This window comes from Leifsonia sp. TF02-11, assembly GCF_017565305.1.
Taxonomy (GTDB): domain Bacteria; phylum Actinomycetota; class Actinomycetes; order Actinomycetales; family Microbacteriaceae; genus Leifsonia.
On sequence record NZ_JAGEKP010000027.1, the window covers coordinates 1 to 14,860 of the forward strand.

Genomic DNA, 14,860 nt, shown 5'->3' on the forward strand with positions numbered 1-14,860 from the left:
CGGTTACCGTCTTCGACGTCGGCTTGACGGAGCCAGTTCTGCAACGTCGCTTCGCTGATACCGAAGTCGGCGGCGATCTGTTTGATGGTGACGCCGCTCTCGCGGCTGCGAGCAACCGCAACGACGTCCTCGCGGAACTCTCTGGGATAGGGGCCGGGCATGATGACATCCTCCCCGTCAGCGCCTCCCGGCACTAACGATCAGTTGTCACCAATCCGTTCCTCACGCCCCGCGGTGCTGGATGTTATCGCAGAATCAGAGCCGATCCGGTGCGTTCGCGCGGACCTGCCGCTCCACAAGATCCTCAAGAGTGGCCGTCTCGGGCTTCCTTATCTGCACCAAGCAGGTGTCAATTGGCTGTGCGCCATCGGGGCACAGGCTGTTCTATGGGCGAACGTGCGGTCTGCAAAGATGCACACAGCACCGCAGCCAGAACTCGGCGCATCGGAGAGCAGACGAGAAGAATTAGCGCGCTGAGGTGTCCGGCCCGACCGTGCACGATCTGGCGGCAAACGGGCTGACCACTATCGGGGCTCTCACCGAGATTACGGCCGTAGGTACGCCCACCCTTCGCGTTGCCGAAGCACGAGGTGCGCGACGCCGGATGGGACGATCGCGGCGTCCGGGATGAGTTGCTCCGGGCTGATGTGTTCGCTGCGGAGGGTGTTCTGGCAGGCGACCACGGCGAGTCCCCGGTTCTGGAGTGCCCGCACAATCTCGCTGTGCGGGCCGCCCGGTAGGAGGATGCCGATGGCGGGGCCGTGGACGACGAGTTCGATCTGCGTTCCAGGATCGAGCGCATCGAGGAGGTTGCTGACGTTTCGGAGAACGGTCGCGTGTTTGGTCGGCTCGGCCTCGTCGAGGTGAACGACGACGCCCGAGGACATGGCGGCTTCCGTCGCCTTCTTCACGCCAGTGTCATGAAGAGCTTCTGGAGCTCCTCGACGGTCATCGGGTCGGTGGTGTCCTCGGGGTCGGTGAGGCATTTCTGCATCGCCGTCGAGATGATCTGGAATCCGGCCTTGTCGAGGGCGCTGGAGACGGCGGCGAGCTGGATGACGACGTCGCGGCATTTGCCGCCATTCTCTACGGCGGTGATGACGGCGTTCAGCTGGCCCTGCGCCCGACGGAGGCGGTTGAGTACGGGCTTAATATCGGTGGTAGTGATGGCCACGGTTGTCTTCTCTCTGGGGGATGCCGGCGGGGCGAGCGGGTCGAGGTACCCGCCAGGGTATCTCGTCGACTCACGCGCGTGCCTTGGCTGCGCTCAGTTCTGCGGGGTCGATGGCGCGGATCTGGCCGATCAGGTCCTCAAGCTCCCGCGCGGCGAACGCGCCGGGCTGGGAGAACACGAGGACCCCGCCGCGGAACGCCATGAGCGTGGGGATGGACGTGATGCCCGCGGCGGCGGCGAGCTCCTGCTCGGCCTCGGTGTCGACTTTGCCAAACAGGATGTCGGGGTGCGGCTCGGATACCGCCTCGAACACAGGGGCGAACATGCGGCAGGGCCCGCACCAGGCTGCCCAGAAGTCGAGCAGCACGATGTCGTGCTGCTCGATGCGGCCCTTCAGTGTCTCGGCGGTTACGGTGACGGTGCTCATGGTCAGCCGCGTCCGAAGAGCCGGCCGAAGAAGCCACCGCCAGATGCGGCGGCCTTCTCGGCGTCGGTGTGGGTGCCGTTGCACCACTGGTTCGCGGGCACGCGGCGGCGCACGTCGGCGACGTGCTGGCCATAGCCGCTCCATGTCGTCTTGCCGCAGACTTTGCAGGTGGCGGGGTAGCACATGGGTTGAGGCTCGCTTTCTCAAGGTCGGCTGGGGGCGGTTGGTTATACCCCCCTCCGTATAGTACGATACCCGGTAGGGTATAACAAGCCGACCTCAGGAGGTCCACAGCATGAAGACCGTGATTGTCGGCGGAGTCGCCGCAGGAATGTCCGCAGCGACCCGGCTGCGCAGGCTCGACGAGTCTGCGGAGATCGTGGTGTTCGAACGGGGTCCGTATGTCTCGTACGCGAACTGCGGGCTGCCGTATTACGTCGGCGGGGTGATCGCCGATCGGTCGTCGCTGCTGCTGCAGACGCCGCAGTCGCTCGCGGCGCGGTTCCGGTTGGATGTCCGCGCCGGGCACGAGGTGATCAGCGTCGACCCCGCCGCACGCACGGTGTCGGTTCTCGATGTGGCCGCGGGCGACACCTTCGTCGAATGCTACGATGAGCTGATCCTCGCCGTCGGGGCATCCGTGCGGGAGGCGGCAGGGCATACCGGCATCCCCACCCATACCCTCCGCACCGTCGAAGACGTAGACGCGATCGGCGTGCTCGTGCAGGCGGCCGCGGACAATCCGTCGGTCCTCGTCGTCGGGGGAGGGTTCATCGGCCTGGAGGCCGTCGAGAACCTGGTGCGCCGCCGCATCCACGTCACCCTCATCCAGCGGTCGACGCAGATCCTCACCCCGCTGGACCCAGAGATGGTGGCGCCCATGGAGGCGCAGCTGCGCAGCCACGGCGTCGACATCCGCACCGCGGTTACCATCGATTCGGCCGAGGCTGGCGCGGTGCGGCTCAGCGACGGCGCGATGCTGCGGCCGGATTTCATCGTCGACGCCTCCGGGGTCGTGCCCAGCGTCGACCTCGCCCGCTCCGCCGGCCTCCGTCTTGGGCCCACGGGCGGGATCGCCGTCGACGCCGCCAACCGCACGAGCGACCCGCACATCTACGCCGTCGGCGACGGCGTCGAGAAGGTCGACGCGCTCTCCGGATCGGAAGTCCTGGTCGCGATGGCAGGTCTCGCCAACCGTCACGGCCGCACCGTCGCCGACGTGATCGCAGGACGCGACGAGCAGAACACCCCGGCGCTGGGCACCGCGATCGTGAAGGTGTTCGACACCGTCGCCGCGAAGGTCGGGTGGAGCGAGCGGCAGCTGGTCACCGCCGGCCGCGCGCACCGCGTCATCCACACCCACCCCGCCTCGCACGCCACCTACTACCCGGGCGCCCAGCCCATGTCGATGAAGCTCCTGGTCGACCCGGTTTCGGATGCGATCCTCGGCGCTCAGATCGTCGGCGGCGAAGGCGTGGACAAGCGCATCGACGTGCTCGCGGTCGCCATGACCGGCGGCATCACCGCATCCCGCCTCACCCGTCTGGAGCTGGCCTACGCCCCTCAGTTTGGCTCCGCAAAGGACCCGGTCAACCAGCTCGGCTACGTGGCCGACAACCTCCGCACCGGCGCCACCCGCACCCTTCAGTGGCACGAGCTCGGCACGGCGCTGAAGGTCGGGACGACCCTCGTGGACGTCCGCACCGCCCACGAGCATGCCGCCGGCGCCATCCCGGGAGCGGTCAACATCCCCGTCGACGAACTCCGCGGCCGGCTCGCCGAACTGCCCGACGGTCCGCTCGTCGTGCACTGCCAAGTGGGCCAGCGCGGCCACACCGCCGCGCGCATCCTCGCTCAGCACGGCCGCGACGTCGTCAACCTCGACGGCGGCTACCGCACCTGGGCCGCCGGAACATCAGGCGCCACCGCCTCCCGAGATAACAACGCCCGGCAGAGCATCAGATGGAGGGCGAACATTCCCGCCACCGCAAACGCGTAGAGCGTATGTCGCGGTTACCAGGGCCAGCGGCCGTCTCGCGGCCGCGGCTCTTACCAGGCGCGCCGAGGATGATGGCGAGCATGTCCACCGTGTGAATAGGAGCGCGGTCACGTCCAAGGCGATACTCGCCACCAATCCTCTAGCCTCAACTGCCGTATCCGCCACAACATCCCTTCCGTACGACGGCGCTGGGTATGGGAAGCTGCGCTAATCATCTGTGCTCTTGTCGATCCAGGTGCCCTGGGACCAACCAGTTGACATGCCGTTGCTGACGGGCTCACACCTTGGTACTTGGCTCGGACGCGCATGAGCAGCCCACTGGACGGGGGGGCATCGCGAACGCAAGGAGCGTCGTTGACTCAGTTCTTCTCGTAGCCGAGGACGGCCATCATGCCGGCTTCGGCGTGGTAGATGTTGTGGCAGTGGGTCATCCACCGGCCGGGGTTGTCGGCGTCGAGCAGCACCGTAACGGACTGGTGGGGCAGCACGATAGCGGTGTCTTTGCGTGGGCCGCCGTCGAGCTGGAAGGTGTGGCCGTGGATATGGAAGGGGTGCCACATCATGGTCTGGTTGGCGATAGTGAACTGAACGCGTTCTCCCTGTCGAACGGAGTAGGCGCCGTCGAGGGGGTTGTTCATGTCGAACGCTTTGCCGTTGATGCCCCAGTCGTACTTCATCATTCCGCCGGTGAGGGCGATCTTGATACGGCGGTCGACGCCGCGTCGCCGCAGGGTGTCGGCGGGGGTGGCGGTGAGAATCGACGCGGTGATCGGCAACGTGGTGGGCGCTGCTGAGCTGTCTGAGCTTGGCGAGGGGCTGCTGAGGTTTGAGCGGAGGACGGCGAAGCCGCGGGCGGCTTTGCCAACGGCTTCGGCGATGATGGGGAAGGCGCCGTCGGCGATAGTGATGATCGCGTCGTAGCGTTCGCCCATTCCAAGCAAGATGCTGTCGCCCTCGACTGGGTTCACCGGGTATCCGTCGGTGTGGGTGACGGTGAGCCGGTGTCCGCCGACGGAGAACCGGAACGCGGTGTCGCCGCCGGCGTTGATGATGCGCAGGCGTACGCGCTGGCCAGGTTTGGCGGTGAAGGTCGCCGGGTCTCCTGCTGGGCGGCCGTTGATGAGGTAGTAGGGGTAGTAGACGTCTCCGGAGTCGCCGCCGAGCAGGCTGGAGGCGGTGCCGGTAAGCAGATTGCCGTTGCGGGTAGGGGTGCCGCCGTCTTGGCCGCCGCCCATCATCCCTCCCATCCCTCCCATGCCGCCCATTCCGCCCATGCCGCTCATTCCCTTCTTGAGATCGGCGAGGACCTGGTCGGGGGTGGCGGTGACGCCGTCGAGCCAGTCGTCAAGGATGAGTACCCAGTCGTGGTCGTAGCTGAGCGGTTCGTGCGGGTCTTCGATGATGAGCGGGCCTTGGAGGCCGCGGTCGAGTTGCGGGCCGACGTGCGGGTGGTACCAGTAGGTTCCGGGCGCGTCGGCGGTGAACTCGTAGTCAAAGGAGGCTCCGGGAGTGATCGGCTGCTGGGTGATCGGCGGGACGCCGTCCATGTTGTTGCGCAGGGCGATGCCGTGCCAGTGCACGGTGGTGTCATCCGGCAGCTGGTTGATCACGCGGGCCTGGATGCTGTCACCGGCGGTGGCGCGGATCGTCGGTCCGGGGACCTGCCCGTTGTACGCCCAGGTGGAGGCGGTGCGGCCGGCCAGATCGATGTCGGCCTTGCCGGCGGTCAACTCGACGCGGGTGCTGTGCCCGGTGCGTCGGCGCGCCTTCTCGGCCGCGGCGACGGGGCTGCTGGTGGCGGTGAGAAGGTTCGGGCCGCCCGTGCAGGCGGCGAGGGCGAACGCAGTGGCTACGCCGGCGCCGCCCAGGAGGAGGCTGCGGCGGGTGAGGTTCGGGTTGTTCATCAGATGTCCTGTGGAGAAGCGACCAGAGGGGTCGAGAGAGAAGCGGAGGGGCGGGCGCCGCCACGGATTGGGGGGAGAGGGGTGACGGCGCCCGCGTCTGGTGGACCGGGAAGGGTTACAGGCTCGCCAGGAGCTGCTTCATGGTGGCGATCTCGGCGGTCTGTGCTGCGGCGATCTTCTTCGCCAGCGTGACGGCGTCGGTCGCTTTCCCCTGCCCGGTCTCGGTCGTGGCCATGGTGATGGCGCCCTGGTGGTGCTGGATCATCTGGGTGAGGAACAGTTTCGCGGCGTCCGCGCCGGACGCGTTCTTCAGAGCGTCCATGTCCTGCTGCGACATCATCCCGCCACCGCCCATGTCCATCCCGCCCATGTCGGTCTTCTGACCCCATGTGGTGAGCCAGCCGTTCATGGTGTCGATCTCGGGCTGCTGGGCGGCCTTGATCTTCTGAGCGAGGTCGGTGACCCGCGGGTCCACACCCTGCTTGGCCAGGAGGGTGTCGGACATCTCGATGGCCTGCTTGTGGTGGGGAACCATGTCCATGGCGAAGGTGATGTCGGCCTGGTTGTGGTCGGAGGTTACCGTGTCGGTGCTCGAGGTGCTGTGGTCCATTCCGGGCATGTTGCCCATGCCGGAGTTGTTTCCGGAGGAGCCGGCGGTGCAGCCCGCCAGGGCGGCCGCTGTCAGGAGCGCGCCGGATGCGATCGCGATCAGTTTGGTGTTCATTGGGTGGTCTCTTTCGTCGTGTGGAATCTGCGGATGGTGGGCAGGCGGAAGCACCTCCACGCGGTGCGCGGGTGCAGCGTGCGTCATCTGCGATCGACTGAAAGAGCCACAAGCGATGGTGGGGATAGTGCCCCGATGGATCGGGCGAACCTGCGGGCCAGGTTCGCAGGCACGGCGCGCGAGGCGACGCCCAGCAGTGCCCGGCCGAGTGCGGGAGCGATCAGGAGGATGGTCACTGCCAGAAGCGCCAGGGTGCAGACCATGGCGGTCATGTCGTGCATCGGGTCGCACTCGCCGGCCGCGCATCCAGTGCTCATCGCGTTGTCCGGCGGGGACGGCACGACAGTTGCCGTGTGCGACTGGTCAGTGTGTGACGCAGCCGCGAGGGTTACCACCGGTTCACTCCCGGCCTGATGCATTTGGCTCATGGGAGTGCTGACCACGTGCATCGCTAGGATCCCGGTTACGACACCGGCGACCGCGATCAGGAGGACGAGGACGCAACGCCAGGTGCGGGTGCGCATCGAAAAACAATCGGCGAGCATTTCTCCTCCTTTCAAGAGACACGGTAACGGCGCAGTCTGGATACCCGCCGGGGGTTTTACTTGACGGGACTTAGTACCCGATCTCTTTCGGGATCCATGCGTCATGCTGGGTGAAGGACATCCCAGAGGAGGCGGCCGTGTACGGGTGGATGATGGGCGGCGGCGCTTGGTGGGTCTTCTGGCTGGTCGTGCCACTGCTGATCATCGCGGTTGTCGTCGTGCTGGTCGTTGCTCTGACCCGGCGGGGACCGTCGGGTGGAGATAACTCTGTCCCGCTGCGTCCCTCTGCCCGGGCGATCCTTGACGAGCGGTATGCCCGAGGCGAGATTGATCACGAGGAATACGTCAGGCGGTGCGACGAGCTGGGACGCTCGAGCAGCTGATCCGATCGGGCGCGCTTTTAGGAGCGGACGAGCCGGGCGATGGCGTCGCTGGCTTCTTGGATCTTGGCCTGTCCTTCCTCGCCGCTCAGCAGCACGGCGTCGGCGACGCAGTGCTTGAGGTGGTCGTCGACCAGGCCGAGGGCGACGCTCTTGAGGGCGGAGGTGAGCGCGGAGATCTGGGTGAGGATGTCGATGCAGTACTGCTCCTCGTCGACCATCCGGGCGATTCCGCGGGCTTGTCCTTCGATGCGGCTGAGGCGGCGCATGTAGCTGGCTTTGTCAGTGATGTAGCCGTGTTCGTGCTCATGCTGTGTGGCGGCCGTGGTGTCGTTCATGGAGGCTCCAAGAATGGTTAGACGCGGGAGGCGGGTTGCGGGGTCTCCGGCATCGTACGGGATCGGTCGAGGGCGGCTCGGGCGCTGGTCTCCGGTCGCAGGTCGAGTCGGCGTAGCAGCTGCGCGTTGAGTGCGACGACGATGGTGGACAGCGACATCAGGATGGCGCCGACCGACATCGGAAGAACGAAGCCGATGGGTGCGAGGACACCGGCGGCGAGCGGGACGGATATCAAGTTGTAGCCGGCTGCCCACCAGAGGTTCTGCTTCATCTTGTGGTAGCTGGCCCGGGAGAGCTCGATCACCGATAGCACGGAGCGGGGGTCGTCGCTGGCGAGGATGACCCCGGCGGAGGCGATTGCCACATCGGTGCCGGCGCCGATCGCGATGCCGACGTCGGCCTGGGCCAGCGCGGGCGCGTCGTTCACGCCGTCGCCGACCATCGCCACCTTGCGGCCCTCCTCCTGCAGCTCCTTGACCTTCGCGGACTTGTCCTCGGGTCGCACCCCGGCGAAGTACCGGTCAATGCCGAGGTCGGTCGCGACCGACTTGGCGACCGCGTCGGCGTCGCCGGTGATCATCACGACCTGCACGTTCTGTGCGTGCAGCGCGTCGACCGCCTGCCGGGACTCCTCGCGGATCTCGTCGGCGAGCTTCAGCGCGCCAGCGACCTGCCCGTCGACAAGGACGTGGAGGATGATCGCGCCATCCTCCCGCCAGGCGTCGGCGACTCGGAGTTCGTCGACGCCCGCCTCGTGTAGCAGGTTGGGGCCTCCGACCTGGATGTGGTGGCCGTCGACCGTGGCCGATACTCCAACGGCCGGTGACGACTCGAAACCGGATGCCCCGCCCACCTGCAGGTGACCTGCGGTGGCGGCGTTGACGATCGCCCGGGCGAGGGGGTGCTCGGAGTCGGCTTCGGCCGCGGCGGCCAGTGCCAGAAGCTGATCGGAGCTCATCCTGTCAGTGGTCTCGATGGCGGTGACGGTGGGTTCGCCCCTGGTCAGGGTGCCCGTCTTGTCGAAGAGGACCGTTTCGACGGTGCGCATGCTCTCCAGGGCCAGCCGGTCCTTCACCAGGACACCACCGCGGGCCGCGCGCTCGGTGGCGATGGAGACCACCAGCGGGATGGCCAGGCCGAGCGCGTGCGGGCAGGCGATCACCAGGACGGTGATGGTGCGCACGACCGCCTCGTCGGGCAGGCCGATCAGGGTCCACACGACCGCGGTGATGACGGCGGAGCCGAGGGCGAACCAGAACAGCCAGGCGGCTGCGGTGTCGGCGATCCGCTGCGCGCGGGAGGAGGAGTTCTGCGCGTCGCTGACCAGGCGCTGGATGCCGGCCAGCGCGGTGTCGTCGCCGACGGCGGTGATCTCGACGCGCAGGCCGGAGTCGGTGGCGACGGTGCCGGCGACGACGGCGGCGCCGATGTCACGGCGGACGGTGCGGGATTCGCCGGTGATCATCGACTCGTCCATACTCGCCGACCCAGAGACGATGCGGCCGTCCGCGGGGATTCGGCCGCCAGGGCGGACCACCACAACATCGCCCACCCGCAGGTCGGCGGGTGCCACCTGCACGGTATTGTCGCCCTCTACCCGCTCCGCCTCATCGGGCAGCAGGGCGGCGAGCGAGTCGAGCGCGGAGGTGGTTTGCGCCAGGGAGCGCATCTCGATCCAGTGCCCGAGCAGCATGATCACAATGAGGAGGGCGAGCTCCCACCAAAAGTCGAGCTGATGATCCAGGATGCCCAAGCTGGCGCCCCAGGAGGCGAGGAAGGCGACCGTGATCGCCAGCGCGATCAGCAGCATCATTCCGGGCTTGAGAGCCCGCAGTTCGCTGACGGCGCCGGTCAGGAAGGGGCGGCCTCCCCAGACGTACATGACGGTGCCGAGGACGGGTGAGATCCACGCGACCCAGGCGGCGTCCGGCAGCGGATACCCCAGGATCATCGCGAACATCGGAGAGAACCCGACCACGGGAACGGCGACGATCAGCATGATCCAGAACAGGCGGCGGAACTGGCCGACGTGGTCACCGTGGCCGGTATGCCCGCCCATTGCTCCGTGCCCGGAGTGCGCAGCCATGTCGTGTCCGGCCATGTCGTGTTCGGCGTGCCCGGCCATGTCGCGTCCGGTGTCCCGGCCCGCGTCCTGTGCGTGGCCGCTCATGTCGGGGGCATCCTGCCCGTGACCAGGCTCGGTCTCGGTGGGGATGGTGTGCTGGGCGTGGTGGTCGTGCCCGTTGTGATCGGTCATGGTGTTAGCCCTTCACCTGGGTGATGTGCTGGAGTCCGCCTGTACCGGGCGGTGACGGTTACGCGGCGACGTAGGCCGCGGGATCGGCGTCGAAACGGGGTGCGCAGCCGGCGCAGCAGAACCAGTACCGCTCACCGTTGTAGTCGCGGTAGAGGCCGGCTGCTTCTGCTTTCGCCTTGCTGACGGTGCTTCCCTTCATCACCACGCACTCTGTGAGGTCGTCTGCGCCGGTGCCGCCGAGGAGGTTCGTGCTTCCGGCAGGCAAGGCGGCGGCGTCGTCGTGGTTGCCGGTGGTGCTGCAGCAGCTGTCGGTCATGGTGGTGTTCCCTTTCGTTGGTGGTCAGACGGTCTCGAGGACACGGGTGGGGGTGTCGACGGTCGGTGTGGTGGCGGTGCCGCGGGGGCGGAAGCCGCGTAGCCGGAGGCTGTTGCTGACGACGAAGACGCTGGAGAACGCCATCGCGGCTCCGGCGATCATCGGGTTGAGCAGGCCGAGGGCGGCCAGCGGGATCGCGGCGACGTTGTAGGCGAACGCCCAGAACAGGTTGGTCTTGATGGTGCCCAAGGTGCGGCGGGCGAGGCGGACCGCATCGGCTGCGGCGCGCAGGTCGCCACGGACGAGGGTGATGTCGGCGGCCTCGATCGCGACGTCGGTTCCGGTCCCCATCGCGAGCCCCAGGTCCGCCGTGGCCAGGGCGGCGGCATCGTTCACGCCATCGCCCACCATCGCAACGGTCTTGCCCTCGGCCTGCAGGCGACGGATGGTCTCTGCTTTGTCTTGCGGGAGCACTTCGGCGATCACCGTGTCGATGCCGACGGCATCGGCGACTTCCCGAGCGACGGTGGCGTTGTCGCCGGTGAGCAGGATCGGGGTGAGTCCGATCTGCTTGAGGGCGGCCACCGCCTCGCGGCTGGTCGGCTTGATGGCGTCCGCGACGACAAGCAGCCCGCGGGCACGGCCGTCCCAGGCCACGCTCACGACCGTCCGGCCGGCCGCTTCCGCAACGTTCTTCGCGGCGGTCAGGGACTCGTCGAGAGCAATGGACCACTCCTCAAGAAGCGACGCCCGCCCGACCAGCGCCAGGTGACCGTCGACGATGCCGTGCACTCCGCGGCCCTCGATGTTCGCGAAGGACTCCGGAACCGGGAGTGGTCCGGTGCGCTCGGTCGCTGCGCCGGCGATGGCTCGGGCGATGGGGTGCTCGGACGCTGCTTCGACGGCGCCGGCAACTCGGAGCAGGGCGCTCTCATCGACCCCGGGAGCTGTCACGATGTCGACCAGAGTCATCTTCCCGGTGGTGACGGTGCCGGTCTTATCCAGCACGATCGTGTCGACGGTGCGGGTGGACTCCAGCACCTCGGGTCCCTTGATCAGGATGCCGAGCTGCGCCCCGCGTCCCGTTCCGACCAGCAATGCGGTGGGGGTGGCAAGGCCCAGTGCGCACGGGCAGGCGATGATCAGCACCGCGACCGCGGCGGTGAACGCTGCCGCGGCTGGGTGGCCGGTGATCAGCCACGCGGCGAGAGTGACGACAGCGATGCCGAGCACGATCGGTACGAAGATGCCGGAGATCCGGTCGGCGAGGCGTTGAACTTCGGCCTTGCCGGACTGAGCGTCCTCGACCAGCTTGGCCATCTGGGCCAGCTGGGTGTCGCTGCCGATCCGGGTGGCCCGCACGAGCAGGCGGCCGCCGGCGTTGACGGTGGCACCGGACACCGCATCCCCCACGGCGACCGCGACCGGCACGGACTCGCCGGTCAGCAGGGACATGTCGATGGCGCTCGCACCGTCGACAACGACACCGTCGGTGGCGATCTTCTCGCCCGGTCGAATGACAAATTCGTCGCCGACCTGCAGCTTCTCGATCGGGATGCGCGTCTCGTGTCCGTCCCGCAGGACCGCGACATCTTTGGCACCCAACTCCAGCAGCGCTCGCAATGCCGCGCCGGCCTGTCGCTTCGATCGCTTCTCGAAGTAGCGGCCGGCGAGGACGAACGTGGTCACCCCGGCCGCAACCTCAAGGTAGATGTTGCCTGCCCCATCGGAGGCGGCCACGGTGAAGCTGAATCCGTGCCTCATGCCCGGCATTCCGGCCGTGCCGAAGAACAGCGCGTACAGCGACCACGCGAACGCGGCCAAGGTGCCGATCGACACGAGGGTGTCCATGGTCGCCGCCCCGTGGCGGGCGTTGATGAAGGCAGCCTTGTGGAACGGCCACGCACCCCACACGACAACCGGTGCCGCGAGGGTGAGCGAGAGCCACTGCCAGTAGGGGAACTGCAGAGCCGGAATCATCGCCAGTGCGATGACCGGAACCGACAGTGCCACGCTGCCGATCAGGCGGTTGCGCAGCCCGGTCAGCTCCGGGTCGCTCGCGTTCTCTGCTGCGGCCGGCCCGACGGCGGGCAGGGCCGCGGTGTAGCCGGTCTTCTCAACCTCCTCGATGACCGCCGCCATATCCATGCCTGCCGGGATCGACACACGTGCTTTCTCGGTGGCGTAATTCACGGTCGCCGTGACACCATCGAGCCGGTTCAGCTTCTTCTCGATCCGCATCGCGCATGACGCGCACGTCATCCCGCCGACCTCGAGTTCGAGGGTCGATCCGCCGGCGGGAGTGGGGAATGCTGACACGTCGGGCTCCTTGCGGTCGTGGGAGGGATAGGTACTTACTTGCGTACGGCGGTGTAGCCGGCCTCATCGACCGCGGCGAGCACCGCGGCATCGTCCACTCCGGTACCAGTGGTGACGTGCAGCACGCCGTCGCTTGCGGACACCTTCACGCCCTCGACGCCAGCCACCTGGCCCACCTCGCTGGACACGGCACGCTCGCAGTGCCCGCAGGTCATCCCGGTCACCTGGTAGTCGATTGTCTCCATCGTTCCTCCATAACATAGCGGATACCCTCCGAGGGTATCTTCGTTCAAGAACAGGATACCCCTAGACGGTATTCCCGCAAACCGGGATGACGGGTGGAAAACGGTGGGCCGGCGGGTACCGTCGCATCCGAAGGCGGGATCAACGAAGAGGTAGGGAGTCATCATGTCGACCGCAACGCGAATGCTTGAGACGTATCCGGGGGATCTTGGAGGCGTAGACCGCGACAAACTCGGCGCCTGTATCGAGGCGTGCATCGAGTGCGCCCAGGCCTGCACAGCCTGCGCCGACGCATGCCTCAGTGAGCAGATGGTCGCCGAACTCACCAAGTGCATCCGAACGGATCTGGACTGCTCCGACATCTGTGGCTCAACCGCCAACGTTCTGTCGCGCCACACCGGCTACGACGCCAACGTCACCCGGGCGGCGCTCGAGTCCGGCCGCATCGTTTGCGGAGCCTGCGCGGACGAATGCGAGAAGCATGCCGACATGCACGAGCACTGCCGTATCTGCGCCGAGGCGTGTCGGCGCTGCGAACGGGCATGCGCCGAGTTGCTTGACGCTATCGGGTAGACACCTGGCGAAGGCGCCATCGCGGAGAGTGCCGCTGGGCCACCCAACTGCCGCGGGGCTGCTTGCTTGACGCGGAATACCCTCCGGTATCTCTAATGGAGAGCGGACTTGCTAGTGGCTGGGGTTGCGAACAGTGCACTATTAGAACTTATAATCTGCGTATGGATGCAGATAAGACGATTTGCGGACGCCTTCCCGACAGCCAGTTCGTCGAACTCGCCGTCGAAGTGTTCGGGATGCTGGCCGACGCGACGCGCGTACGAATCGTTCTGGCATTGAAGGACACGGGCGAGCTATCCGTGAACCACCTGGCAGACATTCTCGACAAGCAGCCCTCGGCCGTGTCACAGCACCTGGCGAAGCTGCGCCTCGCCCGAATCGTATCGACAAGGCAAGACGGGCAGCGAGTGTTCTACCGGCTGGAGAACGAGCACGCGAGCCGCTTGGTGACCGATGCGATCCTCCAGGCCGAGCACTCGCTCGGCGGAACCCCCCGTCACCACCACACCGAGGCGGCCACAGTTGAGGAAGTCCACGCGTGAACGGCCCGCACACCCACGAACACGACAACCACGACCACGAGCACGAGCACGAGCACGAGCACAGCGGTTCCCATGAGCACAGCCACCCCCATAAGGACGATCACGAGCACGGCCACAACCATCCGCATGGCGGAGTGAAGGGCTTCCTCTACGACCTCTTCGTCCCGCACACGCACGACGCCGCCGACTCCGTGGATGACGCACTCGAGGCGAGCAACGCCGGTGTCACTGCGGTGAAGGTGTCGATGTTCATTCTGTTGGGCACCACGGTGCTGCAGCTGATCTTTGTCGTATTCACCGGTTCGGTCGCGTTGCTGGCCGACACCATCCACAACTTCGCGGACGCGCTGACGGCAGTCCCGCTGTGGATCGCCTTCGTTCTCGGCCGCCGGGCCGCGACCCGACGATACACATTCGGATTCGGCCGCGCGGAAGATCTGGCCGGCCTGTTTATCATCTTCGTCGTCGCCCTCTCGGCCGTCATCGCAGGCTGGGAGGCGATCGATCGATTCATCCACCCGCGCCCAGTAGAGAACGCCTGGTGGCTCATCGTCGCCGGCCTCATTGGCTTCGCAGGTAACGAACTCGTGGCCATCTACCGTATCCGGGTCGGACGCAAGATCGGCTCCGCAGCCCTCGTGGCCGATGGTGTGCACGCTCGCCTAGACGGAATCACGTCACTCTCCGTCGTACTCGGAGCGATCGGTGTGCTGCTCGGCTTCCCGATCGCCGATCCGATCATCGGTCTGCTGATCTCGATCTCGATCCTCGTACTGCTCTGGGGAACCATCAAATCCGTCGGCGCGCGCCTAATGGACGCGGTCGACCCCGACCTCATCGCGCGCATCGAGCGCGCCCTCGAACACGCCAACGGGGTCACCGGCATCCAGACCGTCAAACTGCGCTGGGTTGGCCACCGCCTGCTGGGATCTGCGATCATCACCACCGACGCCGAAACCCTGCACGACGCCACGCACGTCGCCGAACACGCCTCCGAGCACGTCCGCAGCGAACTGCGCAACCTCGACGACTTCGTCGTCACCCCGACAGCTGCCAGCCGCTGACTGAAGCACGTCAGCACGAAGAACTTCCGGTACCTTCCACCGCGGCAACGTTGG

18 protein-coding genes are annotated in these 14,860 nt (G+C 66.9%); 5 read left to right on the plus strand and 13 right to left on the minus strand.

All coding sequences use genetic code 11. From position 1 onward, the window contains the following. From JNB50_RS22940 to JNB50_RS22960, 5 genes are all read right to left on the minus strand, one after another. Positions 1–161: transposase (locus JNB50_RS22940; protein WP_208042457.1), on the minus strand; the 161-nt coding region annotated here is incomplete at its 3' end. A gap of 384 nt (positions 162–545) precedes the next feature. After that, complete coding sequence (locus tag JNB50_RS22945) at positions 546–911, minus strand: DsrE family protein (RefSeq protein ID WP_208042410.1); 366 nt, start codon at positions 909–911, stop codon at positions 546–548. Further along, positions 908–1,174, minus strand: a complete 267-nt coding sequence (locus JNB50_RS22950) for a metal-sensitive transcriptional regulator (RefSeq protein ID WP_208042411.1) — start codon at positions 1,172–1,174, stop codon at positions 908–910. Before JNB50_RS22950 ends, JNB50_RS22945 begins: the two co-directional genes overlap by 4 nt. A gap of 70 nt (positions 1,175–1,244) precedes the next feature. After that, a complete protein-coding gene (locus JNB50_RS22955; RefSeq protein WP_208042412.1) occupies positions 1,245–1,601 on the minus strand; it encodes a co-chaperone YbbN in 357 nt (118 codons plus the stop codon). 2 nt (positions 1,602–1,603) lie between these two features. After that, positions 1,604–1,786, minus strand: coding sequence for a hypothetical protein (locus JNB50_RS22960; protein WP_208042413.1), 183 nt, complete (start codon positions 1,784–1,786; stop codon positions 1,604–1,606). A 110-nt stretch (positions 1,787–1,896) separates the two neighbouring features. Here JNB50_RS22960 and JNB50_RS22965 point away from each other — a divergent pair, with 110 nt between their 5' ends. Further along, positions 1,897–3,600, plus strand: coding sequence for an FAD-dependent oxidoreductase (locus tag JNB50_RS22965; RefSeq protein ID WP_208042414.1), 1,704 nt, complete (start codon positions 1,897–1,899; stop codon positions 3,598–3,600). Between the two features lie 359 nt (positions 3,601–3,959). Here the strand turns inward: JNB50_RS22965 and JNB50_RS22970 are convergent, their stop codons facing one another. The 3 genes from JNB50_RS22970 to JNB50_RS22980 all read right to left on the minus strand — a co-directional run bounded on the left by JNB50_RS22970 (position 3,960) and on the right by JNB50_RS22980 (position 6,773). Continuing rightward, entirely contained in the window at positions 3,960–5,504 is a 1,545-nt protein-coding gene (locus JNB50_RS22970; RefSeq protein WP_208042415.1) for a multicopper oxidase family protein, read from the minus strand. A gap of 115 nt (positions 5,505–5,619) precedes the next feature. Next, positions 5,620–6,228: a DUF305 domain-containing protein gene (locus JNB50_RS22975; RefSeq protein ID WP_208042416.1), complete on the minus strand. Its 609-nt coding sequence runs from the start codon at positions 6,226–6,228 to the stop codon at positions 5,620–5,622. An 83-nt stretch (positions 6,229–6,311) separates the two neighbouring features. Further along, on the minus strand, positions 6,312–6,773 hold the full coding sequence (locus JNB50_RS22980; RefSeq protein WP_208042417.1) for a DUF6153 family protein: 462 nt from the start codon (positions 6,771–6,773) through the stop codon (positions 6,312–6,314). A 137-nt stretch (positions 6,774–6,910) separates the two neighbouring features. Between JNB50_RS22980 and JNB50_RS22985 the strand changes: the two genes are divergently transcribed. Next, positions 6,911–7,156 (plus strand): SHOCT domain-containing protein, encoded by a 246-nt coding sequence (locus JNB50_RS22985; RefSeq protein ID WP_307794848.1) that lies wholly within the window; start codon positions 6,911–6,913, stop codon positions 7,154–7,156. A 17-nt stretch (positions 7,157–7,173) separates the two neighbouring features. On the opposite strand, the gene JNB50_RS22990 is transcribed toward JNB50_RS22985, so the two are convergent. Genes JNB50_RS22990 through JNB50_RS23010 form a run of 5 tightly spaced genes read right to left on the minus strand, consistent with a single transcriptional unit; the run spans position 7,174 to position 12,629 of the window. Continuing rightward, on the minus strand, positions 7,174–7,491 hold the full coding sequence (locus JNB50_RS22990; protein WP_208042418.1) for a metal-sensitive transcriptional regulator: 318 nt from the start codon (positions 7,489–7,491) through the stop codon (positions 7,174–7,176). A gap of 17 nt (positions 7,492–7,508) precedes the next feature. After that, a complete protein-coding gene (locus tag JNB50_RS22995) occupies positions 7,509–9,749 on the minus strand; it encodes a heavy metal translocating P-type ATPase (protein ID WP_374222280.1) in 2,241 nt (746 codons plus the stop codon). Between the two features lie 58 nt (positions 9,750–9,807). After that, positions 9,808–10,065, minus strand: coding sequence for a YHS domain-containing protein (locus tag JNB50_RS23000; RefSeq protein ID WP_208042419.1), 258 nt, complete (start codon positions 10,063–10,065; stop codon positions 9,808–9,810). Positions 10,066–10,089: 24 nt separating this feature from the next. Next, positions 10,090–12,384: a heavy metal translocating P-type ATPase gene (locus JNB50_RS23005; RefSeq protein ID WP_374222281.1), complete on the minus strand. Its 2,295-nt coding sequence runs from the start codon at positions 12,382–12,384 to the stop codon at positions 10,090–10,092. A 35-nt stretch (positions 12,385–12,419) separates the two neighbouring features. Then, complete coding sequence (locus JNB50_RS23010) at positions 12,420–12,629, minus strand: heavy-metal-associated domain-containing protein (protein WP_208042420.1); 210 nt, start codon at positions 12,627–12,629, stop codon at positions 12,420–12,422. Between the two features lie 163 nt (positions 12,630–12,792). Between JNB50_RS23010 and JNB50_RS23015 the strand changes: the two genes are divergently transcribed. The 3 genes from JNB50_RS23015 to JNB50_RS23025 all read left to right on the plus strand — a co-directional run bounded on the left by JNB50_RS23015 (position 12,793) and on the right by JNB50_RS23025 (position 14,806). Then, the gene (locus JNB50_RS23015; RefSeq protein WP_208042421.1) at positions 12,793–13,200 is read left to right on the plus strand and encodes a four-helix bundle copper-binding protein; all 408 of its coding nucleotides are present in this window, start codon (positions 12,793–12,795) and stop codon (positions 13,198–13,200) included. A gap of 161 nt (positions 13,201–13,361) precedes the next feature. Next, entirely contained in the window at positions 13,362–13,742 is a 381-nt protein-coding gene (locus JNB50_RS23020) for a metalloregulator ArsR/SmtB family transcription factor (protein WP_208042422.1), read from the plus strand. Beyond that, positions 13,739–14,806: a cation diffusion facilitator family transporter gene (locus JNB50_RS23025; RefSeq protein WP_208042423.1), complete on the plus strand. Its 1,068-nt coding sequence runs from the start codon at positions 13,739–13,741 to the stop codon at positions 14,804–14,806. The genes JNB50_RS23020 and JNB50_RS23025 overlap by 4 nt, the downstream gene beginning before the upstream one ends. Positions 14,807–14,860 lie beyond the last annotated feature (54 nt).